This is a genomic window from Barnesiella intestinihominis YIT 11860 (assembly GCF_000296465.1).
GTDB lineage: Bacteria > Bacteroidota > Bacteroidia > Bacteroidales > Barnesiellaceae > Barnesiella > Barnesiella intestinihominis.
On the sequence record NZ_JH815203.1, the window covers coordinates 238746 to 255388 of the forward strand.

The window sequence follows — 16643 nt, forward strand, 5'->3', positions numbered from 1 at the left end:
AATGATATGAAAGTATTAAAGAATTTGAGCCTGATGGTGCTGCTTGCGCTGGCATTTGCAGGCTGTCGTGGCAAGAGTTCCCAACTTGCCGATTTCAACAAACAGCTTTACGCTCCCGAATATGCCTCGGGATTCAAGATTGAAAGAGCAGACGGCAGACAGAGCGTGCTGGTTTCCGTCATGAATCCGTGGCAGGGCGCGGATAGCGTCACCACCCGGTTGTTCATCTCCCGTAACGGGGAACCCGTTCCCGAGGGTTTCGACGGGCAGGTCCTCGAAGGGGATGCGCAGCGCATCGTGGCGATGTCCTCGACCCATATCGCCATGCTCGACGCCATCGGCGAGACGGCACGTGTGGTCGGCGTTTCGGGACTCGACTATATCTCCAATCCCGACATTCAGGCACGCCGCGACAGCATCGGCGACGTGGGTTACGAGGGAAATATCAATTATGAACTTCTGTTGTCGCTCGACCCTGACCTTGTGCTGCTTTTCGGCGTGAACGGGGCCAGTGCGATGGAGAGCAAACTCAAGGAGCTCGGCATCCCGTTCATGTATGTCGGCGATTATCTCGAAGAATCTCCGCTGGGCAAAGCCGAATGGCTGGTGGCGCTTTCGGAGGTCGTCGGGAAACGCGCGAAGGGCGAAAAGGTATTCGCGGATATTCCGATCCGATACAATGCGCTGAAACAGAAAGTGTCCGGTGCCGTTCTCGATGCCCCGTCGGTCATGCTCAATACGCCCTACGGCGATTCGTGGTTCATGCCCTCGACGGAAAACTATGCCGTGCGGCTGATTACCGACGCCGGAGGCGACTACATCTACAAGAAGAACACGGGCAACTCTTCGACGCCTATCGACTTGGAGGAGGCATACCTGCTCGCTTCGGAGGCCGATATGTGGCTGAACGTCGGCATGGCGAACACACTCGACGAACTGAAAGCCGCCTGCCCGAAGTTCGCCGATACCCGCTGCGTCCGAAACGGCTATGTCTATAACAACAACGCCCGCACCAATGCCGCCGGAGGCAACGACTACTACGAATCGGCCGTCGTGAATCCCGACCTTCTTCTGCGCGACCTCGTGAAGATATTCCACCCCGAGTTGGTCGAAGAAGATTTCGTATACTACAAACAACTGAAATAGATGCGTTCACGCCCCGTCATCCTGTTCACCGCGTTGTCCGTGCTTACGGTCGGCCTCTTCCTGTTGGATTTGGCTGTGGGCGCGGTTCGCATTCCCGTCGGCGACGTATGGGCGGCCCTGACGGGCGGCGACTGCCCGCGGACTACGGCGAAAATCGTACTGAACATACGGCTGATAAAGGCGGTTGTGGCTCTGCTGGCCGGGGCGGCGCTATCGGTCAGCGGCTTGCAGATGCAGACATTGTTCCGCAATCCGCTGGCCGGCCCCTACGTGCTGGGCATCAGCTCGGGTGCAAGCCTCGGCGTGGCGCTCGTGGTGCTGGCAGGCGTCGGCTCGTCGATAGGCATCGCCGGAGCGGCTTGGCTGGGTGCGGCCGTCGTGCTGCTCGTAATCGCTGCCGTCGGACACCGCATAAAGGACATTATGGTGATATTGATTTTGGGTATGATGTTCTCGTCAGGCGTGAGCGCTGTCGTGCAGATATTGCAATATCTGAGCAAAGAGGAGGCGTTAAAGGCGTTCGTCATCTGGACGATGGGGTCGCTCGGCGACGTGACGGTGCCGCAGCTCGCCATCCTCCTTCCGTCGGTCATCGTCGGGTTGCTGCTGGCCGTATGGACGATCAAACCGCTCAACCTCCTGCTCTTCGGCGAGGAATATGCCGTAACGATGGGACTGAATATCCGCCGTTCGCGCGGTCTGCTGTTTCTCTCGACGACGCTGCTGGCCGGCACGGTAACGGCTTTCTGCGGCCCGATCGGCTTCATCGGTCTTGCCATGCCTCACGTCGCGCGGATGCTCTTCCGCGAGGCCGACCACCGCGTGCTCCTGCCGGGAACCCTTCTCTCGGGGGCGGCGGTATTGCTTCTTTGCGATATCGTTTCCAAAATGTTCACTTTGCCCGTAAATGCCATTACCGCACTGCTGGGAATCCCGATAGTCGTATGGGTGGTTTTACGCAATAAATCGATGACGGTATGATAGAACTGTGCGATTTTTCCATAGGCTACGCAGAGAAGAGGCTTCTCGATAAGGTCGATGCCTCTTTCAAAAGAGGACAGCTGACTGCCCTTATTGGCAGGAACGGCACGGGGAAATCTACACTTCTCCGTGCCATAGCCGGACTGAATCATAATTATTGCGGTAAAATCCTGCTCGACGGACATTGTATCGCAAACATGAGAACTCCGGAGAAGGCAAGGCAACTGGCATTTGTCACGACCGAGCGCACACGCATCGCCAACCTGCGGTGCGAGGATGTCGTGGCTATCGGCCGCGCCCCTTACACCAACTGGATCGGCCGCATGCAGCCTCAAGATAGGGAAATCGTCATGCGGTCGCTCTCTTCGGTCGGAATGGAGGCGTATGCCGGCCGCACGATGGATAAGATGTCGGACGGTGAATGCCAGCGCATTATGATAGCCCGTGCTCTGGCTCAGGAAACGCCCGTCATCCTGTTGGACGAGCCGACCTCGTTTCTTGACATGCCCAACCGTTACGAATTGTGTTCCCTGCTCGCACGGTTAGCGCATGCTGAGGGCAAATGCATTCTGTTCTCCACTCACGAACTGGATATAGCCCTCTCGCTGAGTGACAGAATAGCCCTTATCGATACGCCCGTCCTTCACTGTCTGCCGACCTCCGAAATGATCCGCAGCGGGCATATCGAGCGGCTGTTCAACAATGCCGCCGTACAATTCGACCCCGTGAGCGGGATCGTGAAATCCATGCCAAGAGACTGACTTTCCTGTCGGGAAACACGTCAGACGCAATGAGGGTGTCCCAAAAAGTATTTGGCACCCTCGTATTCGTTGTAAGACATGTCGTTTATTTCGATACCTCGCACATCAGCACGCCTTTCCCCGCCACATCGGCTTTCGAGACCGTGATGGATTTTCCCGTGTAGGTCTTCACGACGGAAGTCCCGGCAGAGTTCCACAGTTTCCATGTATAGGTATAAGCTGTCCCGCCCGTGTCGATTTCCTCACCGCCCCTGTATAACACGGCTTTGGCATCCACGTCATTGCCGTTGTTCTTGATGGTGAACCCCTTCTGGCTGACCAGATCAACCGTGATGGGGTCGGACATATCCGTGAAGGAGATGATGTCGCAGACGACCTTGTTCGCCGAGGCGTTGCCCGCCGAGGTGTCCGTATCCTTGATGGCGCACTTGAAGGTCTCGAAGTTGAGAACGGCATCTGCCGTAATCGTGATTTCGTTTGTCGTCCAGCCTGCCGTCACGCCCCGAGGATTGGTCGAGGTAAGGCATGCCCAGCCGGCACCCAGCATGGAGTTGTAGTAGGGACACGAAACGGCGGCTCCCGATGCGGCTGCGGCACTCAGTGCGGAGGTCAGCGTCACGACCTTCGTGGAGGCGTTGACTGCCGAAATGGTGTACTGTGCCGATCCTATGGTTATCCTGCCTCCCGCCTCCATGTTCATTACCGAAGCGACCGTTATGGTCGTGGCTCCGGCTGCCGCGGCAGCTGTCAGTGTCGTGCCCGCGAATACCGCCGAATCCTTGATGCCCCACGCGTAGGTGACGTTCGTCGTGTCGATAGAGGCTCCGCGCCACAGGTCGCAATGCGCCCTGAGCGTCGCCACCTCGTCGTTCTTGAATACGATGCCGTCGGGTGCATACGCCACGGCGGCGATCATCGCTCCGGCGTTCAGGTGCTGCGTGAACTGAATCTCCGCCCGGAACGGAATCTCCAGCCCGTTGGCGTCGATGTAAACCGCCTCGAAAGTATAACGCACTTGCGGAGCGGAAACGGTCATGTGGTTGGCTTTGACGGTAAGGGCATACTTGGCCGATGCCGCGCCGATGGTGCAGCTGTCCTGTCCGGAGACGATCGCCGTACCGTTCTTGTACCACTTGGCCGAGCCGCTCTTCACGCCTGCCGTAAGCGTCGCGGCATTGCCTACCGAGGTGATCTGGTCGGTCGCCGCCTGACCGCTGACGAAGAGCGAAGGGGTAAGTACCAGATAGGGAGAAGCCGCCCACGAAGGGGCATAGGCATTGTTGTCTCTGTTGTACACCTGTGTCAGGGGCTGCGAGGAGCCGATGAATGCCTGCAACGATACCGCGTCGTTCTGGTCGATGATGGTGACCTGCCCGCGGGCTACTTTTACTGCCATAATAGATTATCGGTTATTTGTTATTTCCACTTCGCAATCGAAAACGGCCTTGCGCCACACGTCCCCGCCGGTTATCTCTATCTCCCTGCCGTAACGCGGTGCGGCGTTCCATATCCTGTCACTCTCCGTATCGCGGCTCGTCCGTATCCAGCGGAAATTGCCGTCGGGAATGAGCGATGTAATCTCTTCACCGCCCCTGTACACCCTGGCACGGAGTACCGTCGAGACGATTCCGTTGCGGAATGTCGTGCCGTTTTCAGACTCCACATAAACAGTATAGGAGGGAGATCCGTCGTAAAGTTTGAAAAAGGTATGGGTCGCACTGATTTTTTCATTACGGTATGTTGCCGTGTAGCGGAGGGTCAGCACGTCGCGCCCTTCCCAGCCATGAAACGGGGGTGTCATTTCAAATACGGCGGCATTGCATCCGGCATCTTTCCATATGCCGTCAACGGCAAGGTATTCCCACTGCCGACTTTCCGGCTCGAAATTGTATTCGGTCGCCACAAGCGGGATATTCTCCGGCTCGCATGCGCCTGAAAGCTCGTCCTTGAAATGGAACGCCGTGCCGCCTGTCAGGGAGACGGAACGGGGCTTGAGCAGTTCCTGCGCCTCCTCATCGAGGTCTTCCCAGCGGATGGTCACATCGCGCAGTTCGATGGTATCCTTGCCCCACTTGAACCGTCCCGAGGCGAAATGGCCCGTCCCGTCCGGATGGATGACGAAAGAACCGTCCCGTGAAACGATCGAGCCGTCTTCGTTCAGCCGCAACAGGGGATTCTGTATGGTACCCCCGATACCTCCCTTATTGAACCAGGCACCGTAATCGTCCGTGTAGGACAAGGCTTCATCGGTCGCCTGATAGGGGGTCACGTTCCTTCCGGCCTCCAATTGAGGGGCGGACAACGACAGGGGGACGGAAGCGGCAATGCCGAGACACATGACGGGGGAATCTGACCCGCGTATGAGGAACGGGACATTATAACGGACCCATCCTTTACCGGCAGCCACCGTCCGATCACCGACAAGATGTTCATCCTGATAGAACCGGATGGCTGCCGTATCTTCCGCTTTTATCCAGACTGAGAAACAATAACAGACTCCTGTATGAGCCTCCCGCCAGGCGGCACTTTGCGCACCAAGAAGACTGTCTCCGGCTATCCGTACACACCGCCCGAGTCCGGCGGGAGATGTTTCATCCAGCTCTTCCGAATGGCTGAACCGGCAGGACAGGCTGTCGGGTATGACATTCTTGTGGATTTTGCCCACATAAAACGTGCTTGAAAAACCGTTCTCGTCTCCCGCGGTAAGCGTGCCGGCTATATTGACATTGCGTGTGGCATAGAGATTCTGGAAATAGGCCCCGTAACCATCCAACATGCCGAAGACCGGATCGATGATGCCGCTGACCTTTCCCACACGGGCCTTGCTCGCCTCGCTGAAAGCGGATACGGAGGCAAGACGAACAATGTTCAGGTCGGCGACCTCGCACCAGTCCCCCTCGGAGGCCAGGCTTGATGTCAGGTCAAGAAACAGGCTCCGGCTGTACTGTGCCGGGTAATCCACGGTGATGACCCATAACTTGTACTTCCATTCCCGGCCGATGGAGATTTCATCTTCCGCATCCGTCTTTTCACGGTTCGTATAGCCGAATCGGATCGGTACGGAACCTGATGTTTTGGAAGACCTGACCTTGAACGATACCAGCAGGCGCTCCGGGTATCCGACCGGTTCTTCCAATGTCAGCATCAGCCCGAAGGAAGCGTTTCCTGCCGGTTCCGCGTTGCGGATAATGCGGACAATGCGTGTCGCTTCCGAATCGGCATCCAGATATTCCGTTTGCAGCATGCTGCCATAAACGGCGTACCTGGACTTGTCCGGCACTCCCGCCATGCCTCCGTCCATGACGGGATAGCACAGGGAGCGTTCGGTCGCCATGCCGTCGATGACATCCATATAGGGTGAATCGCTGTCAGAAGCCGTCAGGTACAAGGCGCCGCTACGTGCCGTATCGAACAGGTTGGTAATCCGCACGAAGTCCAGCAGTTCACCGCCCTGCGGTTCGTCCCCGTCCAGCAATGCCCCGATGAAATAAGGGGCGTCCTTGTCTCCGACAAGCTCCGTTCCGGTTTCTGTCACGCACATCAGCGAATAGACGGTACGCTCCCGTTCGGCATATTGCCTGCGGATGATATCCCCGGCTTGCAGTCCCTGTGTCTTCTGCGAGTCGGGGGCAATACGGATCTTGTATGTCGGATAACGGAATACGGACATGGATTATGACAGTTTTTCCACGGTGTCTCCCGAACAGCTGTCGCTGATCCAGAAGGAACCGTTGGTTACCGAAGTCTTTTCGACCTCGAACTCATAGGCGCGGAACTTACGGCGGGCCACCACCTCGTCGAATGTGGCGGAGACGCCTCCTGTCGTCCGGTTCCGGCGGACAGCCCATCCGCTTCCGGAAAGGCCCGGGGAAAAGAACTCCGAAGAGAGCGACCCGGTAAAGACGCTGTTTCCGTAATGCCGGATACCGTCCTCCACCGCTTGCAGGCGTAACGCCTCTGTCAAGTATAGGATTCTGTCAGTAATCCGGGTGGGCGACGCATGGATTCCGATATGCCCGGCTGCTTCCAACGGAACAGCGACCGTAACGAAATCGGCATCGGTGCGGATATGGAACGATTCGCTGTGACGGTTCTGCGGGGCATAACAGCTCACGGACGGACGGTGTGAAAAATCCGTGCTGTGAGGGATAGCCGTCCTTACGTCCTCTTCCTCGTAGATTACCTCGGAAGAAAGCGATACGCGCTCCCTGTCGCCTGTGAACATAAATCCCTCTGCTGTGCCCATCCGCAAGCGCTTGTGGATAACGATACCTTCATCGGAAGTGTCTACCCGGTATGAGGAGAGCAGGTCGGCGCCGTAGTTGTGGCGGACAGTCAGCGAGCCCGGAAAACAAGCCTTTCCGTAAGGGGAAAGCATCAGACACTCGCCGTCCACGTCCGATATGCCGGAGAACAGGCGTATCTTCGGGGTATGGTCGCCGCCTAAAAGAAGGTCACCGCCGATACTCCCGAACTGTATCTTGTCCTTGTCGGTACAGAGCAGTACGGGAACATCTCCGATCCGGATGCCGAATCCGTCCAGGAACGAGAGGAACCCGCCGAGCGCGACATCCTCTTCCGAAAACGAAAGCAGACATTTCCCTTTGTCGCCCAGTTCCACGCCTTGCAAGGCTTTCAGTCCGCCATCCATGACCGTACTCCCTCGCACCGTCAGATTCCGTCTCACCATGCCGTCCCGCATCGTCCAATCCACCGTGTCCGTATTGGCGTTGCCACGATGATAGACATCCTGCCCGCCCACGGCCAGCCGTGTCGGGGAGATGGATATTCCTGTATCCTCGTCCCCGATAATCCATGCCCCTTTGGAATGTACCGTCGCATCCAGAAAGTCTATATGGGAAGCGTTGATTGTAGCGGTGGCCTTGTCCGCGTCGTAACGGAGCAACTGCCTGCCGCCGATATGCAGGCTGTCGCCCCCGACTTTCAGGTTGCCGGTAATCCTGATACCGTACTCGATGGCAGTTACCACACCTTCCGGATCGGTAATGTCCTGCGAATAGGTTTCCAGGATACGGGTGTTTCCAATGCCGGCTTCGAAACCGTAATTGGCACTGAGCTTGCCGGTCATGTCACCGCCCGATTTCTTCAGGTAATCCAACAGCAAGCCACCGCTTCCGGAACCGCCTTCTCCCGTAACGGCTCCGGCAATGGCGGATGCAAAACCGTAAGCGGTATTCTTCAGTCTCAGGCTGGTCTCGTCGCCTTCCTCGATGCCGTAAGGATGCTCGTCGTCCTTTTTCTGCTGGGCATTGAAAAAGTTATGGTACAGCTGTGCATAGATGGAATAGCACAGGCTCTCCTTGTCGAGGGTTTCTATATCGGGATGCAGTTGTACGCTCATTTGGTATAGCTGGTCTTGGAAAGAAATTTCTGGATACGTGATGTCAGCGAGATGAAGTTCGGCATATTGATCGGCGACATCGTGCCCATCAGTGTGGGAGTCATGATTTTCGAACATTCCGTCAGGAAGTCGAGCATCAGCCGGGCAAGCTCATTACCCAGAACCAGCGGCTCGGTGGCATTCTCGTCACCGAGCGTCACCTTGTTGTCGGCAACGGCAACGGTCGTGGAATTGACCTTTTGTACCACTTTATCTGCTGTCTGTCTGACTTCAGACTTGTCCACCGTATGCGTGATGCTTTCCGCATCGATAACGGTTGTCGCTTCCTTGTCCTTGTCATTCCTAACGGTTGTTGTGACGGCCGTCGGCGTATAGTGGGTGGAGGTCTCGTTACCGGTGGTTTCCAGTTCGTCGTAGTCCGGGGAAGAGTCGTTTTCCGGATCCAGTTCCTCCATTTCGGTCACGCCGATGACGGTTTCCGTGCGGGCATTGAGCCGCAGGATATCCACATGGGAGAAGTTAACCACATAGGCATAACGGGTGGCGGCATCCATGAAGATGGTCACGTCGGAAAAAAGTGCGGGGACGATCAGGAAGCCGCCTTCGCTGTTGGTGGCGGCCGAGAGCAACACGCCTTTATGGATAACAGGTTCGGCGGAGGCCGTCTCGTCCGGGTACTCGCCGACATCAATGGTACCGCCGTAGTCGGAAAACTCCTCGTCCGAGGGGTTGTCGTGTATCTTGGCGACATAGCCGTGTATCATGCGGGCCGTACCGATACCGGACATGCCTCCGGGAGCCAGATTGATACGCTCCATACTCCGTCCCAAGGCTATCTTGCGGATAGCCTCACGGATAAGCAACTGGTTGGATTTGTCTGAAGACATGAGTTTTTTGAAAGAATAGGAGGAGCATAGTTTATTGGTTGCCAATTATTTTGTACTTTTGCAAAGACAATGATATTACTTATGAAACAAGAAATTTTAGAATCCTATATTACATATATATTTGATTTCTTTCAAAAATCAAGATGCTTTAAAGCCGGGCAAGGTAACATGCTCAGAAATTTTAGATTTGCAGCTGAAAAGCAATTTACTCGTAATCAATTGGGTATATTGTATTTCCTGGTAAATACCCTCATTGATAATGGCTATCTCTACTTAAAAGATAGAGATTTTATAGCTCTTACGGAGAATGGTGCCGATGTTATAAATGGGGGAGAGTGTGTTATTCCTAAAATTTCCCTTGAGCGGACAATTTATGAAAAAGAGACCAGTAGATCAGATATATATGAACAGCTTTGGAATATTATCGGATCGAACAAAGAAAATGATTATGCGCCGCTGTATGTAGATGGACCATTGTTTTATAATACAATCAGGCCATATTTAACAACATTGTCGTTACCTCATACATATGGGGAATATATGGCAGAATTGCGGGAAAAGGAAGAATTTACATCAAGAATTAAATGGTATAGGACTTTATTTTTAGCTCTTGATGAGAATGATGTACAAAAATTCCTCAAAGATTTGTCTATCAAAATAAACAGGCTGCTGCTAATGAATACTCCAAAAGATGCGATACAAGAAGCTTTGAATCCTTGGGCAGATGTAGACATTCCTACAATCGATAATACGCCTCTGCCTGAAATTCTCAATAAAGTGGCGGAAGAACCAATTGTGAATAAAAACAAGCCGTTTGTGTTGATTTCGTATGCGTGGGAGGTAGAAGACAATGTCTTTATGAATTGGATTCAAACTTTCGCCAAAGATTTGCGAAGACGAGGGATTGATGCTCAAATAGACCAGTATCAACCTCATGGAACTGACTTGCCTAAATTTATGCTTGAAAGCATCCGTAAGGCAACTAAAGTTCTGTGCATTCTGACTCCAAAGTATAAAGAGAAAGCTGAATCCGGTAAAGGAGGTGCCGCTTATGAAGGGGGTATAATATCACATGAAATATATAACAATCAGGGAACCACTAAATTTATACCGGTTGTACGCAAAGGGTCTTTTGAAACTTCGACACCGGATTTCATTAGTGGAAGAAAAGGTTTTGATTGCTCTACTGACGATAAATACAATAGCGAACTTCCGAATATTATCAAGGTAATAAACGAAGAACCATTGATAGAAATTCCTCCTGTTGAATAACGGTAAATCTTATTTCCTAATTTTATACGGAATACTCAGTTGTTGCCTGTATCCACCCACCCCGAAAGTAGTCGTTACCTCTTCCACGAGGTATACGCCGTTCTTGGAAGGATTACGGTAGTCGATCAGTTCCACCTGTACGGCAGGAGACAGTCCGAAATCCCCGAATACTGTCACATTGCCGGTGATTCCGTTCAGATTGTAATTCCGAAAGTATTCCGTCGTCTCTTCTACAAGCCGGTCGGAATTGATTCCGACATGAGGTGACATATATGGTACGATGGTATATGTGGATAAATCCACCTTGGTCCTGGTCTTCGCTCCTGATGCCGTCGTGTTGCCCGTTACTTTGTGCGTCTTTTTTGAAATCTGCGTGGCATTGACCGTCTGAAACTCCTTGCTGCCCGGCGTCGCCGGGTCGTATTCAGGATTCATGCGTACTGTCACCTCAAAGAATTTTTCATCCGTCCCGAGTGCCTTGCCCGTCACCGCCAAAAACTTCGGATCGGTCTTGACCACTTTCAGGTTGCTCTGCGCCACATGCTCGTTGAAGTATATCCTGTACGGTCCTGTCGATTCATCCTCCGGGAATACCGGCTGAGCCTTGCTGGACGAATAAGGACGCCCGACGGCAATGGACGGTATGGCCCCGTCATCATCGGCATCGTATTTTAAAAAACAGTAGACCTTGTACTTCGACCATTCGGAAAGGATATCCGCTACCGTGAAGTTGTCCGTGACCTTTACCTTGCCGATATGTATCTCAAACCGCTTCGTATCCGAGTGTATCCTGAAGCCGGTATCTTTCAGGATATTATACTTGCCTTCCAGCACCTCGTTCACCGTCGTCCCTTTCGCCGGGGTCTCGAAATGAGGTGCCTGTTTCAGTTTGAGCTTGTAGGCCATATTCTCACACTGGATTTCCAGCGTGCTGTCCGAATTGTATCCGGTAATGTATCCGTCGAACATATTTTTCAGCACGCCGTTGTAGCCCAGCTTGATATTGATGCGCTGTCCGACCTTGAATGTCGTCTCGTCAACCAGACGCTGCGCGCTGCGTTTCTCGATGATGACACCGTCCTGCATCACCTCCGTCGTTATCCTCGACACGTCCTTGCCCTCCAATGTCACGTTCCCGATAATCGTGGAGCGGCATACCGACCCTTTCGGGAATATCACTTTGGCCGTTCCGATCAGCTTCTTGTAACTCTCGTTGATTTCGAGCGACTGGACTTCCGTAATCTCCACGCCGTTCTGTATCCTCATCGGATTGGACGGGTCGGCATCCCCGATGGTGATGCGACAGCAGAGGATATCCATTGCAGCTATACCCATAAACGTGTCAGTTTAAGCAACGAGGCGGGGTCGATGACCTCCGTACCGAATTTAACATACTTGATCCACTTGTTCGTGTGCTTGATGGCCGTGTCCACCTTTTCCTGTTCCGCCAGTTTCAGTTCCACGGCTTCCGATGGCTCCACGGCGACACAGTTCAGCGAATACGGCTGCACGTTCCGGCAATCCGTAGGCTGTAAGGTATAGCCCTGTATAATCAACCGTGAAATGTTGAACTGGCGCAATACCGTGTTGTCGCAATCGATGACACCCTTGTATTGTACCAGCCTGATAAACTTGGACACTTCCGCCTCGGGATACACGTCCGGGTATTTGGAGGTGATCTTGCCGTTGATGGTAATCTCGAGGTCACCCCCGGATATATATTCCTTGCGGGTATAGTCCCGCCCCTGTACCCGGGTCAGCAGGATATTGTTCCGGCTGCTGACCTGTACCTGCGGTCCCAGGTCCACGAATGTCACCAGTCCATACCGGCTGTTCGGCAAAACCTTGCACTCGCTGTTGTCATAATACTTCCCCTCCTCTGATATGGACAGTTCCAGAAAATCCGCCACTGTCCGGCCGACGATGGAATCGATATGGTTTTTCTTCTGCGCCACCGCCTGCTGTTCCCTGATGAGCTGGTAGTACTGTCCGGTCTTGTTCGCAAGGCTGGACTGCGACTGTGTCTGAAGATATTTGTCCCGCACCTGCTGTTCCCAGTATTTGAGGTATCGGGGATAGGAACGTAGCAACCCGTAAGCCGTCTGCGAGGCAACCTGTATGGCTGCCCGTTTGAGCAGGTCATGGTGCCTGGAGAAGTAATGTACCTGCCCGTCCTGCAATTCGGCAAGCCCCATGCCCAACGCCAGACGCGTGGCGTTGCTGATGTATCCGCCAAGCGAACCGTGGTTGAGTATGCCTCCGCTCAACAAAGTCGAGGCCGCGATTTGTATCAGTCTTCCCATAATCCTTTCATTTTATGCGTTCCAGGAGGCATCGAAGTCATGCACGACATCGATGAGCGCCTGTGCCAGTTGTTCTTTCAGGTTCTGTATCTCTTCCGTCTGCCCCTCCTTCGACTTCATCAGGTCGATGGTCCTGACACTGAGCAGGCTCTCTATGTTCACGATGACCTGTTTAGGTGCCGCCGAGGACAACCGCCCCGTGCCGGAATAGTTGCCGCCGGCCCCTCCGTCATCCAGATGCGTGTTGGTAATCGGGTTGGCAGCAAACGGACGTGTATCGTTGGAATCCGGTTCGTTGCCGTACTGGTCGGGAGTGAAGCCCGCCACGCGGAGGATGTTCTCGGCTGCCTCCGCCGAACCTCCGAAAGTCTGCCGGAGCGATGAAAAGAACTTCACGAGTGTCGTATGTGCCAGCTTGCGATGCGCGATGTTGTCTATACGCTGCGCATCGGTGGCGTTCTGCCCCAGTGCCCGCTGTTTCCATAGCCCGTTTTCGTCCTGCTCGAATCCCCAGGCCCTGAACTGGTCAAAGTCGAACCCTCCCTTACGCATCAGCTCATGCGCATTGGCGGCACTCGATATGGCATTCCGATAAGCGGTGGCGGCACGCACAATCTCCGGAACGGTCTGCGTGTTCATGTACCGGGCATAGTCGTATGTGCGGGCGGCAACCGCTTCCGACCTGTCCCCGATATCATTCACATAGACGGCCTTGCCATCCTGCATACGCCACAAAGACTTGTCGAGATCCTTCTCCTGTTGCCCGAAACGCTCCTTTACCGTCTTGAGGAAAGCGTCCACTTCCAATACCGTACCCATCTTCCCGAACTCGGCGTACGCGGCATCGATACGTGTCTGGCTGTCGCGTTTGGCAAGGGTGACAAGCGCATCCCTTATGTCATCCTGACGGGCTTTGTCCATGTTATACACATGGTCTCGCGATACCATCCCCTCAGATGAAGCGATGGCAAATTCCCCCAAGAACCCGGCCCACCAGTTGGATGTGAAGGCTCCGATTTTATGTCCCGAAGCCTCTTCGATACTTTTGCCGGCAACGACCTCGTCCACGGCACGCTTTGTCTTGACAGCCATGTTATAGGTCTCGCTCAGGGAGGAGTAAAGTGCCTCTATGGACGGATAACGGTACTTGCGGTTCGATTCGATCTCTTCCAGTACGGCATCCTTCGCCTCCTTTATCTTCCAGGTCTTGTAAGCCACCCATCCCAAAGTCCCGACCAATGCGGCTATACCTGCCGTGGCGGCAACCGCGCCTGTACTGATGGCACTCAACGAGGCGGCAGCACCGGTCAGTCCGCTGCCGGTAGCCACCTGTGTGGCAAACAGCGACTGCAGGACTCCTTTGGCTCCGATGACACCGCCCCCGGCCATCAAGGCGCGGTTCATCGCTCCCCGTCCCGCCACGCCTGCGGACTGCATGGCCGACACGATGGCCCGCTTCTGGGCAAACGAAACCTTACCGATACCACCCGCCCCCAGCAGCCCCTGCACGGCACTGATTGATGTCGTGGCCGCAGACTGTTTGCCGATAAACCCCATGGCGATGCCGATATTCGTCAGGGCTCCCGCCACCTTGAACAGCCGGGTCGCGACAACGCCTGTAAAGACAAGCGGTTCTATCCAATGGAAATTGCGGGTCACCCATGCGCCGATATTGCCGATCACGGTGAAGATGTCCAACAAGGCATTCCCGATGGACACCAGGCCACGGGTAAATTCCGGAGCCTTGAACTTTGCCAGAAAAGTGCGGAGCACAGTGCGGATAGAGGGTTCCAACACCTCGTATGCCTGCATGAACCCTTCGGTCAGCTGGGAGGTCACCTGCGCCCACAATCCCTTGGTCGTATTCTGCTTTACCAATGCCAGTTCTGAGGAAACGCCCTGGGACCCCCGGTTATATGAAGTCAGTTCTCGTAGTTTGTCGTAGTTCTTCAGGAACATCATCGCCGCGTTACCGCCAATTTTCCCGAAGATTGCCTGGACATCCGCCATCGACGCGCCCTTCTTGTTCAATTCCTCGAAAATGTCCGCTATAGGACGGAGTTTCTCGACCTGCACCCCCTCGATGTCGCGCATTTCCGTGAACCGGATGCCCAGGCGGTCCAGAACTTCCTGTGCCTCCTTGGTAGGTTTGGCAAAACGTGTGGAAAGAGCACGCAACGAGGTTCCCGCCAGCGTTCCCTTCAGACCCATATTGCCCAAAAGACCGATGGCGGCACTGCTTTCCGTGAAGTCCACGCCCGCCATACGCAGGTAACCGGCAGCCATCTTGTATGACTCCGCCATCTCCACGATATTCACATTCGAGCGGGAAATGGTGGAGGAGATAATGTCCGCCACGCTGTCCATGCTGTCGTTATGGATATCATAACCGGCCATGATGTTCGTGGCCAGGTCGGCGATATACGACACGTCGTTGTCACCGATAAGTGCCAGGTTCGTGATCGGGCGGATGGACTTGTTGATTGTCTCGATATTCATGCCCGCCATCGACAGGTATTTGACGGCACCGGCAATCTCCACGGCTGTGTATTTCGTGTCGATGCCGATTTTACGGACATGACGGGCCATACTGTCAAAACGGGTCTCGAATGTCTTGAGGTCGCTGTCCGCCACACGGAGGATGGAATGTGCCGATTCCATGATGTTGGAATAGTCGATGGCCTTCGTCAGTTCCGAACGGATCAGGCTGTAACCCATATAGGCATTGAGCATCGAAGCGAACGGGAGGTTCCTGAGTGACGGCGCTTTCGAATACTGGATACGGTTGATGGCGGCACGGCGTTTACTGCGGTAGAGCGTACCGGCTGCAGTATGTTCCCGCTGCATGAGCCTGACGGACTGCATCGCATTGCGCTGTTCCTGCCGTCTTGCAGCCTGCTCGGCCTTTATACGTTCCGTTTCTGCCTTACGGCGTGCCTGTTCTGCCTGCCGGCGTATTTTCTCCGCAGCACGGGCGGCATTCTTGCACTCCCGTTCTTTAGCCCGCGCTTCATCGGCACGCCGCTTTTCCGCCGCGGCGGTTTCTGCCAGAGCCGCCTTACGGCGCTGGTCTGCGGTAAAGAGCTCCTCCGCGTGGACCAGTTTCTGGCGATGCAGCTGCTGTCCTGCATAAAGCCGTTCCATCAGTTTTTGCCGGGCCTTTTCGGGCATTACGAAGGCCTGCGGAGCATATGGCACCGGAACGGAAGGTGTGAGTCCTTCGGATGGTATGCCTCCCTGCATGTTGAAAGAAATGACAGAAGCACTTTTGATACGACCCAATAGGGAAAGTATCTGCTGCAACCTGTTTTCCGCCGTCCCGGTCTTGATTTGCAGTTCCCGGTCACGTTCCATGGAAACCAGGGCGGAGTTGATTTTCCCGATGGCTTTGGTAATGCGTTTCTGCGCGTCTGCCATCGTGCCAACGGACGAGGCGGCATTCTTTTCGATCTCCGCTTTGCGCATCTCGGCAGCCTTTTTCTCGTAAAGGCTTTTGGCGTTGGCCTTGATTTTCTTGCTGTCCAAAGCCTGACCGGCATTGATGGTCAGGCTGATGCCTTTGGAAAGCGTGGAAATATCCGTGAGTAACCCCTTGATACGTTCCAGCTTCTCTTCGCTTTTTTTCGTATCGATGGTCAGGCGGTAATCGAAATTACGTTTCTTGCCGTTCTTGGTGCGGAACACGCGGTCTATCTCGTCCATCATATTCTTGATGTTCGTGACGGCCGGAGTCAGGGACGCTTTCGCCTGTACCAGCTTGCCTACCGCCTCACCGAAGGCGATAACCTGCTTGGTGCCCTGAGAGGCATCCACGTTGATGGAGTAGTTGACCTGATAGTTCTGTTCCTGAGCCATGGTAATGGGTACTGCGTTAAAAGAATAGTCTTTCCGCAAGGGCGGAGATTATGAAACGAAGGCCGCCGCAAACCGG

General features: G+C 54.4%; 11 protein-coding genes. 4 read left to right on the forward strand and 7 right to left on the reverse strand.

From position 1 onward, the window contains the following. Nucleotides 1-6 precede the first annotated feature (6 nt). From HMPREF9448_RS00965 to HMPREF9448_RS00975, 3 genes are read left to right on the forward strand one after another with little or no spacing between them, the layout of a single operon-like run. A complete protein-coding gene (locus tag HMPREF9448_RS00965; protein ID WP_004293586.1) occupies nucleotides 7-1146 on the forward strand; it encodes an ABC transporter substrate-binding protein in 1140 nt (379 codons plus the stop codon). Continuing rightward, complete coding sequence (locus tag HMPREF9448_RS00970; RefSeq protein ID WP_004293587.1) at nucleotides 1147-2127, forward strand: FecCD family ABC transporter permease; 981 nt, start codon at nucleotides 1147-1149, stop codon at nucleotides 2125-2127. Then, a complete protein-coding gene (locus HMPREF9448_RS00975; protein ID WP_004293588.1) occupies nucleotides 2124-2888 on the forward strand; it encodes an ABC transporter ATP-binding protein in 765 nt (254 codons plus the stop codon). Before HMPREF9448_RS00970 ends, HMPREF9448_RS00975 begins: the two co-directional genes overlap by 4 nt. Before the next feature lie 85 nt (nucleotides 2889-2973). Here HMPREF9448_RS00975 and HMPREF9448_RS00980 read toward each other — a convergent pair whose 3' ends face one another. The 4 genes from HMPREF9448_RS00980 to HMPREF9448_RS00995 are packed head-to-tail and all read right to left on the reverse strand — an operon-like array spanning nucleotide 2974 to nucleotide 9137. After that, nucleotides 2974-4284: a hypothetical protein gene (locus HMPREF9448_RS00980; RefSeq protein WP_008860782.1), complete on the reverse strand. Its 1311-nt coding sequence runs from the start codon at nucleotides 4282-4284 to the stop codon at nucleotides 2974-2976. A 6-nt stretch (nucleotides 4285-4290) separates the two neighbouring features. Next, nucleotides 4291-6558, reverse strand: a complete 2268-nt coding sequence (locus HMPREF9448_RS00985) for a hypothetical protein (protein WP_004293590.1) — start codon at nucleotides 6556-6558, stop codon at nucleotides 4291-4293. A 3-nt stretch (nucleotides 6559-6561) separates the two neighbouring features. Next, entirely contained in the window at nucleotides 6562-8250 is a 1689-nt protein-coding gene (locus HMPREF9448_RS00990) for a hypothetical protein (RefSeq protein ID WP_004293591.1), read from the reverse strand. After that, nucleotides 8247-9137, reverse strand: a complete 891-nt coding sequence (locus HMPREF9448_RS00995; protein WP_004293592.1) for a hypothetical protein — start codon at nucleotides 9135-9137, stop codon at nucleotides 8247-8249. The genes HMPREF9448_RS00990 and HMPREF9448_RS00995 overlap by 4 nt, the downstream gene beginning before the upstream one ends. Before the next feature lie 81 nt (nucleotides 9138-9218). Between HMPREF9448_RS00995 and HMPREF9448_RS01000 the strand changes: the two genes are divergently transcribed. Beyond that, nucleotides 9219-10409: a toll/interleukin-1 receptor domain-containing protein gene (locus tag HMPREF9448_RS01000; RefSeq protein ID WP_224200102.1), complete on the forward strand. Its 1191-nt coding sequence runs from the start codon at nucleotides 9219-9221 to the stop codon at nucleotides 10407-10409. A gap of 9 nt (nucleotides 10410-10418) precedes the next feature. Here HMPREF9448_RS01000 and HMPREF9448_RS01005 read toward each other — a convergent pair whose 3' ends face one another. From HMPREF9448_RS01005 to HMPREF9448_RS01015, 3 genes are read right to left on the reverse strand one after another with little or no spacing between them, the layout of a single operon-like run. Next, nucleotides 10419-11744, reverse strand: a complete 1326-nt coding sequence (locus tag HMPREF9448_RS01005; RefSeq protein WP_004293594.1) for a hypothetical protein — start codon at nucleotides 11742-11744, stop codon at nucleotides 10419-10421. Next, nucleotides 11735-12712, reverse strand: coding sequence for a DUF6046 domain-containing protein (locus HMPREF9448_RS01010; RefSeq protein WP_004293595.1), 978 nt, complete (start codon nucleotides 12710-12712; stop codon nucleotides 11735-11737). The genes HMPREF9448_RS01005 and HMPREF9448_RS01010 overlap by 10 nt, the downstream gene beginning before the upstream one ends. Before the next feature lie 12 nt (nucleotides 12713-12724). Beyond that, complete coding sequence (locus tag HMPREF9448_RS01015) at nucleotides 12725-16567, reverse strand: phage tail tape measure protein (protein WP_004293596.1); 3843 nt, start codon at nucleotides 16565-16567, stop codon at nucleotides 12725-12727. Nucleotides 16568-16643 lie beyond the last annotated feature (76 nt).

Coding starts and splice junctions, on each gene's coding strand:
- HMPREF9448_RS00965 (WP_004293586.1), top strand. CDS start 7: ATGAAAGTATTAAAGAATTTGAGCCTGATGGTGCTGCTTGCGCTGGCA.
- HMPREF9448_RS00970 (WP_004293587.1), top strand. CDS start 1,147: ATGCGTTCACGCCCCGTCATCCTGTTCACCGCGTTGTCCGTGCTTACG.
- HMPREF9448_RS00975 (WP_004293588.1), top strand. CDS start 2,124: ATGATAGAACTGTGCGATTTTTCCATAGGCTACGCAGAGAAGAGGCTT.
- HMPREF9448_RS00980 (WP_008860782.1), bottom strand. CDS start 4,284: ATGGCAGTAAAAGTAGCCCGCGGGCAGGTCACCATCATCGACCAGAAC.
- HMPREF9448_RS00985 (WP_004293590.1), bottom strand. CDS start 6,558: ATGTCCGTATTCCGTTATCCGACATACAAGATCCGTATTGCCCCCGAC.
- HMPREF9448_RS00990 (WP_004293591.1), bottom strand. CDS start 8,250: ATGAGCGTACAACTGCATCCCGATATAGAAACCCTCGACAAGGAGAGC.
- HMPREF9448_RS00995 (WP_004293592.1), bottom strand. CDS start 9,137: ATGTCTTCAGACAAATCCAACCAGTTGCTTATCCGTGAGGCTATCCGC.
- HMPREF9448_RS01000 (WP_224200102.1), top strand. CDS start 9,219: ATGAAACAAGAAATTTTAGAATCCTATATTACATATATATTTGATTTC.
- HMPREF9448_RS01005 (WP_004293594.1), bottom strand. CDS start 11,744: ATGGGTATAGCTGCAATGGATATCCTCTGCTGTCGCATCACCATCGGG.
- HMPREF9448_RS01010 (WP_004293595.1), bottom strand. CDS start 12,712: ATGGGAAGACTGATACAAATCGCGGCCTCGACTTTGTTGAGCGGAGGC.
- HMPREF9448_RS01015 (WP_004293596.1), bottom strand. CDS start 16,567: ATGGCTCAGGAACAGAACTATCAGGTCAACTACTCCATCAACGTGGAT.